The sequence below is a fragment of the Streptomyces sp. BK208 genome, from assembly GCF_004364245.1.
In the GTDB taxonomy this organism is placed as follows: Bacteria; Actinomycetota; Actinomycetes; order Streptomycetales; family Streptomycetaceae; genus Streptomyces.
The window spans coordinates 253,018-264,232 of record NZ_SOAV01000010.1 but is presented as its reverse complement, the minus strand read 5'-3'; the positions used below and the strand labels follow the sequence as shown (position 1 = coordinate 264,232).

At 72.5% G+C, this 11,215-nt stretch carries 11 protein-coding genes; 10 read left to right on the top strand and 1 reads right to left on the bottom strand.

Translation table 11 applies throughout. The features are described 5' to 3' along the window. The first annotated feature begins 288 nt into the window (after positions 1-288). The 6 genes from EV562_RS24960 to mscL all read left to right on the top strand — a co-directional run bounded on the left by EV562_RS24960 (position 289) and on the right by mscL (position 6,151). The gene (locus EV562_RS24960; RefSeq protein ID WP_133889142.1) at positions 289-1,839 is read left to right on the top strand and encodes a potassium/proton antiporter; all 1,551 of its coding nucleotides are present in this window, start codon (positions 289-291) and stop codon (positions 1,837-1,839) included. A 245-nt stretch (positions 1,840-2,084) separates the two neighbouring features. After that, entirely contained in the window at positions 2,085-3,350 is a 1,266-nt protein-coding gene (locus tag EV562_RS24955) for an MFS transporter (RefSeq protein ID WP_133889079.1), read from the top strand. A 67-nt stretch (positions 3,351-3,417) separates the two neighbouring features. After that, the gene (locus EV562_RS24950; protein ID WP_133889078.1) at positions 3,418-3,747 is read left to right on the top strand and encodes an FmdB family zinc ribbon protein; all 330 of its coding nucleotides are present in this window, start codon (positions 3,418-3,420) and stop codon (positions 3,745-3,747) included. A gap of 101 nt (positions 3,748-3,848) precedes the next feature. Further along, complete coding sequence (locus EV562_RS24945) at positions 3,849-4,772, top strand: S-methyl-5'-thioadenosine phosphorylase (protein WP_243860148.1); 924 nt, start codon at positions 3,849-3,851, stop codon at positions 4,770-4,772. A gap of 248 nt (positions 4,773-5,020) precedes the next feature. Then, positions 5,021-5,569: a hypothetical protein gene (locus tag EV562_RS24940; protein ID WP_243860152.1), complete on the top strand. Its 549-nt coding sequence runs from the start codon at positions 5,021-5,023 to the stop codon at positions 5,567-5,569. Positions 5,570-5,680: 111 nt separating this feature from the next. Then, on the top strand, positions 5,681-6,151 hold the full coding sequence (gene mscL / locus EV562_RS24935) for a large conductance mechanosensitive channel protein MscL (RefSeq protein WP_133889077.1): 471 nt from the start codon (positions 5,681-5,683) through the stop codon (positions 6,149-6,151). Positions 6,152-6,167: 16 nt separating this feature from the next. Here mscL and EV562_RS24930 read toward each other — a convergent pair whose 3' ends face one another. Continuing rightward, on the bottom strand, positions 6,168-6,344 hold the full coding sequence (locus tag EV562_RS24930; protein ID WP_122617522.1) for a hypothetical protein: 177 nt from the start codon (positions 6,342-6,344) through the stop codon (positions 6,168-6,170). Positions 6,345-6,505: 161 nt separating this feature from the next. Here EV562_RS24930 and EV562_RS24925 point away from each other — a divergent pair, with 161 nt between their 5' ends. The 4 genes from EV562_RS24925 (at position 6,506) to EV562_RS24910 (ending at position 11,208) form a co-directional block, all read left to right on the top strand. Then, entirely contained in the window at positions 6,506-7,741 is a 1,236-nt protein-coding gene (locus EV562_RS24925) for a low temperature requirement protein A (protein ID WP_166661977.1), read from the top strand. Positions 7,742-7,805: 64 nt separating this feature from the next. Then, positions 7,806-8,849 (top strand): P1 family peptidase, encoded by a 1,044-nt coding sequence (locus EV562_RS24920; protein ID WP_133889075.1) that lies wholly within the window; start codon positions 7,806-7,808, stop codon positions 8,847-8,849. Positions 8,850-9,042: 193 nt separating this feature from the next. Further along, the gene (locus EV562_RS24915) at positions 9,043-10,275 is read left to right on the top strand and encodes an Ig-like domain-containing protein (protein ID WP_133889074.1); all 1,233 of its coding nucleotides are present in this window, start codon (positions 9,043-9,045) and stop codon (positions 10,273-10,275) included. A 177-nt stretch (positions 10,276-10,452) separates the two neighbouring features. Next, on the top strand, positions 10,453-11,208 hold the full coding sequence (locus EV562_RS24910) for a DUF6227 family protein (RefSeq protein ID WP_166661976.1): 756 nt from the start codon (positions 10,453-10,455) through the stop codon (positions 11,206-11,208). The last annotated feature ends 7 nt before the right edge of the window (positions 11,209-11,215 follow it).

The following is an 11,215-nucleotide window of genomic DNA, read 5'->3' as shown; positions in this document are numbered from 1 at the left end:
TTGCTGTCCTAACACGAGCGGCAGGGGCGGGCTGTGCTTCGTACGGAGGCTGAGCGCTGAGCGCCGAGCGCTGGAGCAACTGTAGGCGCAGACCCAGTGCCGCCTTGACGCGGAGTCGGGTACCGGGACGTACGAGCGTTCGATCTTGCCAAGCCGAGCGTCAAGAAAACGTCAAGAGTTAGGTAAGGTAACGAAGTAGTTGCCCGCAGAGCATGACGGATTCGTGTGCCATGGGGGTGCGCCGGTGCACGCCCAGCGCGTCGAGCGGGCGTGCTCGCCGCCACCGTGATCCGTGCTGTGCGCCAGGGAAGGGAACGGCCGCTGACTGTCCACCACCTCAACCAGCTCCTGCTCGTCTGCTCGCTCGTCCTGCTCATCGCCGTGGCGGCGGTCCGGATCTCCTCGCGCAGCGGGCTCCCCAGCCTGCTCGTCTACCTGGCCATCGGCGTCGCCATGGGCCAGGACGGCATCGGCGACATCAGGTTCGACGACGCCGAACTCGTCCAGGTCATCGGTTACGGGGCCCTGGTCGTGATCCTGGCCGAGGGCGGACTCGGCACGAAGTGGAAGGAGGCGAAACCGGCCCTGCCGGCCGCCTCCGCACTGGCCCTGGCCGGAGTCGCGGTGAGCGTCGGCGTGACCGCGACGGGCGCGCACTACCTGACGGGGCTGGAGTGGCGGCAGGCGCTCATCATCGGGGCCGTGGTCTCCTCCACGGACGCCGCGGCCGTCTTCTCCGTGCTGCGCAGGATCCCGCTGCCGAAGCGGATAACGGGCACGCTGGAGGCCGAGTCCGGCTTCAACGACGCCCCGGTGGTCATCCTCGTGGTCGCCTTCTCCACGGCCGGCCCCATCGAGCACTGGTACGTGCTGATCGGGGAGATCGCCCTGGAACTGGCCATCGGCGCGGCCATCGGCCTCGCGGTGGGCTGGCTGGGGTCCTGGGGTCTCAAGCGCGTGGCGCTGCCCGCCTCCGGCCTCTATCCCATCGCCGTCCTGTCGATCGCCATCGCCGCCTACGCGGCCGGCGCGATCGCCCACGGCAGCGGCTTCCTCGCCGTCTACCTCGCCTCGATGGTCATGGGCAACGCGCGGCTGCCGCACTGGCCCGCCACCCGGGGGTTCGCGGACGGGCTCGGCTGGCTCGCCCAGATCGGCATGTTCGTGCTGCTCGGCCTGCTGGTCACCCCGCACGAACTGGGCGACGACATCCTGCCCGCCCTGGTCATCGGCCTGGTGCTCACCATGGTTGCGCGTCCGCTGAGCGTCGTGCTGTGCCTGGCGCCCTTCCGGGTGCCGTGGCAGGAGCAGGCCCTGATGTCGTGGGCCGGGCTGCGCGGCGCGGTGCCCATCATCCTGGCGACGATCCCCATGGTGGAGGGCGTCGCCGGCAGCCACCGCATCTTCAACATCGTCTTCGTGCTGGTCGTCGTCTACACCCTGGTCCAGGGTCCGACGCTGCCGTGGCTGGCCCGCAAGCTGCGGCTGGGCACCGGGGACGAGGCTGCCGACCTGGGCATCGAGTCGGCCCCCCTGGAGCGGCTGCGCGGGCACCTGCTGTCGGTGACGATCCCCGAGGGTTCCAGGATGCACGGCGTCGAGGTCAACGAGCTGCGGCTGCCCACCGGGGCCGCCGTCACCCTCGTCGTCCGGGACGGGACGTCCTTCGTGCCGCTGCCGACCACGGGGCTGCGGCGCGGGGACGAGCTGCTGGTGGTCGCCACCGACCCCGTCCGGGACGCCGCCGAGGAGCGGCTGCGGGCGGTCGGCCACGGCGGCAAGCTGGCCGGCTGGCTGGGCACCGGAGGCACCGAGGGCGCCCGGGGCAATCGCAGGTGAGCGGATGAGGGGTGCTCCCTTTCACAGGTCGCACCCCTCCCACCCCCTGTACGATGAAGGCCGCACCTGATCGAACCACCTCTGTCTGAAGCAGAGCTGGCGCGACCGTATGGCGGTCGGATCGCCCCCTCGTCCACGCGGGCTCCGGCATCTACCGCAGTCCGCGCAAGTGGACAGCTCTCGGCGCTCCCGCACGACGACCACGAAGCGGGACGGCGCTACCAGGCGGCAGAAAGGCACGGGCCGTGGCATCCACGGTCACCCGTCCGGGATACGGGCAGCTGCTGCGCACCCGCGGCGTCTGGACGTTCCTGCTCCCCGGCTTCGCGGCACGCCAGCCGTTCGCCATGCTCACGCTCTCCATCGTGCTGCTGGTGCAGCACACCACCGGCTCCTACGGGGTCGCCGGCGCCGCCGCGGCCGTCACCGGCGTCTCCATGGCCCTGTTCGCCCCCTACAGCGGCCGGCTCGCCGACCGCCACGGGCAGCGCACCGTCCTGCTGCCCGGCGTCCTCGTGCACGCGGCGTCCGGGCTGACCCTGACCGTCCTCGCGCTCGCGGACGCTCCCCTGTGGGCGCTGTTCCTCGCGGCGGTGCCCACCGGTGCCTCGGTGCCGCAGGTCGGTCCCATGGTCCGGGCCCGCTGGGGCGTGCGGCTCAAGGACTCCCCGCTGCTGAGCACCGCGGCTGCCTTCGAGTCCGTCACCGACGAGCTGACCTTCGTCCTCGGCCCCCTGCTGGCGACCGCTCTGTGCACGGCCGTCGACCCCGCCGCCGGTCTGGTCACGGAAGCGGCGCTCACCCTGGTGGGCGGACTGCTGTTCGCCGCGCAGAAGAGCACCCAGCCGAAGGTCGGCGGCGCCGGCGAGGAGCACACGCGCGTGGAGCACGTGTCCGCGCTGCGGGTCCCCGGCGTCCGGGTCCTGATCGTCGCCTTCCTGGGCATCGGCTCCGTCTTCGGCGGCATGCAGGTGTCGCTGGCGGCGTTCACCGAGTCGATCGGCGAGCCCGGTCTCAACGGCGTCCTGTACGGCGTCTTCGCGGCGGGCAACATGATCTCCGGCCTGGCCTGCGGCGCCATCGCCTGGAAGGTGGCCCCGCAGCGGCGCCTCCTGGTCGGTTACACCGCCCTCGCGCTGACCGCGTCCGGGCTGTGGGCCGCGCACTCGGTGCTCGTGCTGGCCGGCCTCGGCCTGCTCGTCGGCATGTGCGTCGCGCCCGCCATCGTCACCGGCTACACCCTGGTCGAGGGCCTGGTCCCGGCGGGCGCCCGCACCGAGGCCTTCACCTGGCTGACCGGCGCGGTGGCGCTGGGCCAGGCGGCGGCCGTGACGGTCGCCGGACAGCTGGAGGACCGCTTCCGGGAGGGCGCCGGGTTCCTGGTGCCGATGGGCGGCACGGTCCTCGCCCTGGCGGTCCTGGTGACGCTGCGCTCGCGGCTGGCGACCCGGCCCCAGGGCCGGACGGTCGCACGTGGTGTCGGTCACCGCGCGCCCGCCACAGTGGACTGATCCCGAGGAATAGGTCACTATAGACCGTCGTTAGCACTCATCGAGTGAGAGTGCCAGGAGGAAGACAGTGCCGACGTACCAGTACCAGTGCACCGAGTGCGGCGAGGGCCTCGAGGCGGTGCAGAAGTTCACCGACGACGCCCTCACCGAGTGCCCGAACTGCCAGGGTCGCCTGAAGAAGGTGTTCTCGGCGGTCGGCATCGTCTTCAAGGGCTCCGGCTTCTATCGCAACGACAGCCGCGGCAGCTCGTCGAGCAGCTCGCCCGCGTCGTCGTCCGCCAAGAGCACGGCGTCCTCGGCCTCTTCGTCGTCGGACTCGGGTTCGTCCTCGTCCTCTTCGGGCTCCGGCTCGTCGTCGGGTTCGAGCAGCTCCTCCGCCGGCACCACCGCCGCGTAGGTCCACCCCGGCCCACCGCCGCGAGGACCAGTTCTTACGGGACCCTGTCGTCGTCCGACGACGGGGTCCTCGGCGTTGCCGGGGGCGGTTAGGGTGCGGGCATGGCGAACAAGGTGAAGACCGGGAACGGGCCTGACCAGGACGCGGGGGCGGCGTACGCGCGCGCGGAGTGCGCGGAGAGCGCGGCCGGGGACGCGCGGGCCGAGATCGGCGTGATCGGCGGCTCCGGGTTCTACTCGTTCCTCGACGACGTCACCGAGGTCCGGGTGGACACCCCCTACGGGCCGCCCAGCGACTCCCTCTTCCTCGGTGAGGTCGCCGGCCGGCGCGTCGCCTTCCTCCCCCGGCACGGTCGCGGCCACCATCTGCCGCCGCACCGGATCAACTACCGCGCCAACCTGTGGGCGCTGCGTTCGGTGGGCGCCCGCCAGGTCTTCGGCCCGTGCGCGGTCGGCGGCCTGCGCCCCGAGTACGGGCCGGGCACGCTGCTGGTGCCGGACCAGTTCGTCGACCGTACGAAGTCCCGCCCGTCGACCTACTTCGACGGGTTGCCGACCCCCGACGGCACGATGCCCAACGTGGTGCACGTGTCGCTGGCCGACCCGTACTGCCCGACGGGGCGGGCCGCCGCGCTGAAGGCGGCCCGGGGGCGGGACTGGGAACCGGTGGACGGCGGCACCCTGGTCGTGGTCGAGGGGCCCCGCTTCGGGACCCGCGCGGAGTCGCGGTGGCACCGGGCGCAGGGCTGGTCGGTGGTGGGCATGACCGGCCACCCGGAGGCGGCGCTCGCCCGTGAACTGGAGCTCTGCTACACCTCGCTGACCCTCGTGACCGACCTCGACGCCGGTGCGGAGAGCGGCGAGGGCGTCTCGCACGAGGAGGTGCTACGGGTGTTCGCGGCGAACGTGGACCGGCTGCGGGGCGTGCTGTTCGACGCGGTGGCCGCACTGCCCGGCACCGGGGAGCGGGACTGTCCGTGCGGGGCGGCGCTGGGCGGGATGGATCCGGGGATCGCGCTGCCGTAGCGGCGCGCGCCTGGGGCCGTCGGCGAGGGTGGTGGTGGAGGCGGTGGCGGCGGCGGCGGCGCGGAACGCCTCGTTCCGGTGAGGGAGTTGTCCACAACCGGCCGGGGGTCCACGGGCCTCGGCGGGACCCGGCGGAAAGCCTCATCGTGGGAGCGCAAGCCGGTCCCTCGTCACAGGTGGTGGTCACCGTGTTCCCTCCCGCCCTGCCCTCTCCGTCCGCCCGGCCCTCCCCCGTCACGTCCGGCGCCGTGACGCCCGGCGCCGAGCCGTTCCCCGGTCCGCTTCCACCCGGCACCGACGCGCCGGCCACCTGCGAGGTGCCGCACTTCGCCCCGGTGCGGGTGCGCGGCGGGCGCCATGGGCTGTACCGGCTCGTGCGTCACCGGCGGCGTGCCCTCGCCGTAGGGCTGGCCGTCACGGCCGCGGCGCTGGTGGCGGCGGGCCCGCGTCCGGGGGCCGACGGGCAGCAGACCCAGCGGGCGCACGGGCATCCGGTGGCCGAGCCGGTGGGCGAGCGGCGCGCCACCCGGCTGGTGGCGGCGCCGGTGCGCATCGCCGACGCGGCCACGGTGCGGCTGCTCAGGCCGGGCGACCGCGTCGACGTGGTCGCCACCGGGGACGGCGGTGCGGGCGGCGCCTCGGTGCTCGCGCGCGGGGTGCGGGTGACGAGGGTGCCGGAGTCCGTGGAGGACTCGGCGGCGGGCGGCGCGCTGGTCGTCGTGTCGGTGCCGCGTGCCACCGCTCACCGGCTGGTCGGCGCCGCTACCACGGCGCGGTTGGCGGTGACCTTGTGCTGAGCCCGTCGCGTCGCTCGTTCGAGGGCTCGGATTGGACAGGACGGCGCAACGCTGTCGTAGGTTGCGGAGCGTTTGGTACCTACACCTGTTCAAGCGAGGAGAGCTCCACCCGTGAGCGAGAAGAACGAGCCGAGCGTCTGGCAGGGCTTCAAGGCCTTCCTGATGCGCGGGAACGTCATCGACCTGGCGGTAGCGGTCGTCATCGGCGCCGCCTTCACCAAGATCGTCAACTCGGTGGTGGAGGGGGTCATCAACCCACTGGTCGGAGCGTTCGGCACGCAGAGCCTCGACGCCTACAGCTCCTGCCTGAAGGCCCCGTGCACCGGGACGGGCGACAGCGCGACGGGCGTGCGCATCCAGTGGGGCCACGTGCTGGGTGCGACGCTCACGTTCCTGATCACCGCGGCCGTCGTCTACTTCCTGATGGTGCTGCCCATGTCGAAGTACCTGGCCCGGCAGGAGGCCCGGCGCAAGGCGAAGGAGAGCACCCAGGAGGTCATCGAGGTCTCCGAGCTGGAGGTGCTCAAGGAGATCCGCGACGCGCTGGTCGCCCAGCGAGGTTCGGGGCACGACCGCTCGTAGGGCTCGCGGCGGCCGCTCAGAGGTGGTGGGGCGGCTTCTCGTCGAGGAAGCGCTTGAGGTCGGCCGCGCTGTCGCCCTCGGGCCGCTCGCCCCAGCCGCGGTCGGTGTCGTCCGAGGTCTGCTGGTCCAGCGGGTCGTCGAAGACCAGCGCCGGCCGGGGCGCGCGGGGCTCGGGTTCGGGGGCGGTACTCATGACTCCAGGGTACGGCTCGCACCCTGGACGAGGCCCGGTCCACGGACCGGGGGCCCCGCCCGCCCGACCGGCCTGGGAAATCCGCCCTTTCCAACCTGTTCGTCCGGTGGGTGAGGGCAGCCCGCAAGCACATTCGCGTCGTCTCTGCTGTGCTGGGAGCCATGACGTCCCATCCTCCCTCCACGAGCGCACCCTCAGGACCTCCGTCGGACGGCCACCCTCCGGTGCGCCGGCTGAAGGCCCGGCACCGGCACGAGCCGCACCGCGTCGCCACACCGCTGGAGCTCTTCTTCGACCTGTGTTTCGTCGTCGCCATCGCCCAGGCCGGTGTGCAACTGGTGCACGCCGTCGCCGAGGGGCATACCGGCGAAGGCGTCCTGAACTACGCGATGGTCTTCTTCGCCATCTGGTGGGCGTGGATGAACTTCACCTGGTTCGCCTCGGCGTACGACAACGACGACGTCCTCTACCGGGTCGTCACGCTGGTCCAGATCGCCGGGGTGCTGGTCCTGGCGGCCGGGGTCTCCCGGGCCTTCGAGGACCACGACTGGACGGCCGTCGTCATCGGCTACGTGATCATGCGGATCGCCATGGCGGCTCAGTGGCTCAGGGCGGCCCGGTCCGCGGCGCCGCCGGAGAGCACCATGGCCCGGAAGTACTCCGCCGGGGTGCTGATCTGCCAGCTGGGCTGGCTGGGGCTGCTGATCGTGCCGGAGGGCGGCCGGGGGTGGTTGTTCCTGGTGATGGTGGTGCTGGAGCTGTGCGTGCCGGCGTTCGCCGAGGGCGGGCACCCGTCGTCCTGGCATCCGCACCACATCGCCGAGCGGTACGGGCTGCTCACGATCATCGTGCTCGGCGAGAGCATCGCCGCGGCCACGGTCGCGGTGAAGTCCGGCATCGAGGAGAACGACGCGCTGGGCGAGGTGCTGCCGATCGCCGCGGGCGGACTGCTGATCGTCTTCGCGGCCTGGTGGATCTACTTCGTCGTCCCCGTCCACAGCTATCTGCGCTCCAGCAGGCAGGCCTTCCTGTGGGGTTACGGCCACTACCTGGTGTTCGCCTCGGCGGCGGCGATCGGGGCGGGTCTGGAGGTGGCGGTGGAGCAGGCCGTGGGCAAGGCGCACCTCTCGACGCTCGCGGCGTCCGCGGCGGTGACCGTGCCGACGGCGGTGTTCCTGCTCACCGTGTGGGCGCTGCACGCCCGGCACTTCAAGGTCGGCGTCGCCGAGCAGCTCGTGCTGCCGACGGCCGCGCTCCTGGTGATCGGCTGCACCTTCCTCGGCGACGAGGCTGTGCTCCTGGCGGGGATCGTGTCCGCGCTGGCCGTGGTGGCCGGAGTGGCCCTGACGGCACGGCGGAAGGAACGGGAGCGCAGGACGGCGGCGTCGGCCGCCTGAAGCACCCTCGGGGCCCGCCGGGTCCCTCCCGTGTCGCCGTCGGCGGCTGCACCACACTGGCCGCATGACAGTTGACGCATTGACGGACGTCGCCGGCCTGTCGGTGGGGCACGAGACGCGCACCGGGGGCGGCTGGCTGACCGGGACGACGGTGGTGCTCGCGCCGGAGGGCGGGGCGGTCGCCGCCGTGGATGTGCGCGGCGGCGGCCCCGGCACCAAGGAGACCGACGCCCTCGACCCGCGCAACCTCGTGCAGAAGGTCCAGGCGGTGGTGCTGACCGGCGGCAGCGCCTACGGGCTCGACGCGGCCTCGGGGGTGATGGCCTGGCTGGAGGAGCGGGGACGCGGGGTGCGGGTCGGTCCGGACCCGGCGCACGTGGTGCCGGTGGTGCCCGCGGCCTGCGTCTTCGACCTGGGGCGCGGGGGCGACTTCCGGGCCAGGCCGGACGCGGCCACCGGATACGCGGCGGCCGCGGCGGCGCACGCGAGCGCGCCCGGCGCCGAGGTGGCCGAGGGGTGTGTCGGGGCGGGCACCGGCGCCGTGGTCGGCACCCTGAAGGGCGGGGTCGGAACGGCGAGCACCGTGCTGGAGTCGGGGATCACGGTGGCGGCGCTGGTGGTGGCCAACGCGGCGGGATCGGTGACGGATCCGGAGACGGGGGTGCTGTACGGGGAGCTGTTCCGGGGCGGACGCGTGGCGTACCCGGCGCCGGACGTCCACGAGGCCGCGGGGCGCCGGCTGGCCGAGGTCGCGGCGAGGAACGCACCGCCTCCGCTGAACACCACGCTCGCCGTCGTCGCCACCGACGCCGACCTGTCCAGGGCGCAGGCGCAGAAGCTGGCCGGCACCGCCCACGACGGCATCGCACGTGCCGTGCGGCCGGTGCATCTGCTCAGCGACGGGGACACGGTGTTCGCCCTCGCCACCGGGGAGCGTCCGCTCGACGCCGGGCAGCCGCTCGCGCTGAACGAGGTGCTGGCGGCGGGTGCGGACGCGGTGACGCGCGCGATCGTGCGGGCGGTGCGGGCAGCCGAGCCGGTGGACGGTCCGGGCGGAGCCTGGCCGTCGTACGGGGAGTTGTACGGACGGACCCCGGGGACGGCGTGAGGTGGTGCGCGGACAGGTGCGAGGGGAGATGTACGGGCGGCTGTCCGGGGCCGGTTGAGGCGTCCGCGTTGCGATTGTCCGGGTTTTGTCACGCGTCGGCGCCCAAGGCGACCGGCGGGAACCTCACCGGCCGCCGCCCCCCTCTACCCGGCTGAAGCGAACACCGTCACAACACCCGAACGTGGAGCAGCCCGTGACAAGGCCGGACATAGCCACGCGGCGCGTACTGGGGGCCTGTGCCGCCCTGGTGGTCGGCGCCCTCACTCTCACCGCCTGCGGTGGAAGCGCCAGTGCCGACGACAAGCAGGACGGCAAGGGCGCTGCCGGGTCCGCCGACACCTCGGTCGCGAAGCTCGTGATCTCCGCCAAGGACGGGTCGACCGGCGCCTCGATCAACTCGACGGGTGTGAAGGTCAGCGACGGCAAGCTGACCGACGTGCGGATGACCGTGGCGGAGACGGGTGCCGCCGTGCCGGGCGCGGTGTCCGGCGACGGAGGAAGCTGGCAGCCGAAGGAGCGGTTGGAGCGGGGCACCAAGTACCGGATCACGGCGCGGGCCGAGGACGCCGACGGCCGCACGGCCGCCGCCGACTCGGTCTTCACGACCGTCTCGACCGCCGACAGTTTCGTCGGCACGTACACCCCGGACGGCGGCAGCACGGTCGGGGTGGGGATGCCGGTGTCGTTCACGTTCGACAAGGCGATCACCGACCGGAAGAGCGTGCAGTCGCACATCACGGTCACCTCCAGCAGCGGGCAGGAGGTGGTCGGGCACTGGTTCGGCGGGCAGCGGCTCGACTTCCGGCCCGAGGAGTACTGGAAGGCCGGTTCCAAGGTCACCATGAAGATCGACCTGGACGGGGTGGAGGGTGCGAACGGCGTCTACGGCGTGCAGAAGAAGACCGTCACCTTCACCGTGGGCCGCGCACAGGTCTCCACGGTCGACGTGAACACGCAGACCATGACGGTGGTGCGCGAGGGCGAGACGCTCAAGTCGGTCCCCATCTCGGCGGGCAGCGCCTCGAACCCGACGTACAACGGGCAGATGGTGATCTCGGAGAAGTCCGAGCAGACGCGCATGAACGGGTCGACGGTCGGCTTCGGCGGCGAGTACGACATCCCGGACGTGCCGCACGCGATGCGGCTGAGCCAGTCGGGCACCTTCATCCACGGCAACTACTGGTACAGCCGCGGCAACCCGCCCTTCGGCGCCCAGGGCACCAGCCACGGCTGCGTCGGTCTGGCGGACGCCCAGGGGGCGCAGGGCGACACCCCGGGCAAGTGGTTCTACGACAACTCGCTCGTCGGCGACGTGGTGATCGTCAAGAACTCGCCGGACGACACGATCGCGCCGGACAACGGCCTCAACGGCTGGAACATGCCCTGGAGCGAGTGGACCGCGGGCGACGCGGGCACAACGACCTGACCGGTCGGGACGGCTTCTGACCAGCGGATTTTGACGGTTCGTCGGGCCGCGCGGGAACATTTCGCGCGGCCTCCGCGTTTTTCGTGCGTACGTTTTCTCGGTTCCCGGACATGATGTCCGACCGAGGGGCTACGGTATGCACCCACAAGGTGACATGCAGCAACGCCGGGAGAAACCTTGAGCGTTCCGTACGAGACGGCAGCGTACGAACCACCCGAGTCGCCGGAGTCTCCGGAGGAGCACCTGATGCGGCTGCTCGGACGTGCCCTGAACTCCTTCGAGCTGCCGGACGAGATCCTGCGGCGGCTGGACTGCGCGCTGGCGCACGACGGTTCACTGCACTCCGCGCACCACAGCGCGGGACTGCACCGCGAGACCTACCGCCACACCTGGCTGCTCGCCGACGGATCCGCCCTCACGCTGTGGGAGCTGGTCCACAACACCGCCCCGGGCAGCGAGCCGCGGCACGAGGTCTTCGTGGACGAGGAGGAGCTGCGCGCCGCCGGTTCCCGGCTCGGGCTGCCGCCCGAGACCCCCGGCTTCGAGCTGCCGGTGCAGGTGCAGGTGCAGCTGTCGCCGGTCCCCAGTCCGCGCCACGCCTACGTTCCCGAGGCCTCCGCGGACCACGCCCGCCGGCTGCTGCGCCGCGCGGAGAACACGGACCGGCCGGGGCCCGACCTCGCCGACCGGTTGTCGACGGCGTGCGGGCACCGGATCACCCAGGCCTTCGGCGGTCCCGGCCGCGCGGGCCGCGCCCGGATCGGCTTCTCGCTCTACGAGCACGCGTTCCTGCTGCGCGACGGCGCCGAGGTCTCCCTGTGGGAGGTCGAGCACACGGCCACGCCGGACGGACGGCACATGTGCGAGGTGTACGACAGCGAGGACACGGCCCGCCGGGCGATGGAGCGGCGCGCGGCGCGGGTGACCCCGTAAGCGCGGG